Source organism: Faecalibacterium sp. DFI.5.82 (genome assembly GCF_029076575.1).
Classification (GTDB): Bacteria; Bacillota; Clostridia; order Oscillospirales; family Ruminococcaceae; genus Faecalibacterium; species Faecalibacterium duncaniae.
Window position 1 is genome coordinate 1 of the sequence record NZ_JARFIS010000717.1, and the last position, 302, is coordinate 302.

Below are 302 nucleotides of genomic sequence, written 5' to 3' on the forward strand. Positions count from 1 at the left end.
CAAGGAGGTCGGCTCTCAGGCCATCAGCTACACCACCGGTGAGCCTGCCATGTGCGGCGCACTGATGCTGCTGACCGGTAAGTGGACCACCAAGGGCGTGCACACTGTGGAAGAGTTTGATCCGGACCCGTATCTGGATGCTCTGGACAAGTACGGCCTGCCCCGCTCCGAGAGCCACGTCCCGGCTCTGGTGGACTGATGCGGCTGGCCGACACCCGCCCGCCCTTTGCGGGGCTGGCGTACCTCTCTGCGGCTGCACTGGCTGCCCTGCCCACCCCTTGCGACCTGCGGGAGGAAGCCCG

1 protein-coding gene is annotated in these 302 nt (G+C 66.9%); it reads left to right on the plus strand.

What is annotated here, in order from left to right; translation table 11 throughout:
* Positions 1-199: saccharopine dehydrogenase C-terminal domain-containing protein (locus tag P0G09_RS18590; protein WP_275253410.1), on the plus strand; the 199-nt coding region annotated here is incomplete at its 5' end.
* Positions 200-302: the final 103 nt, after the last annotated feature.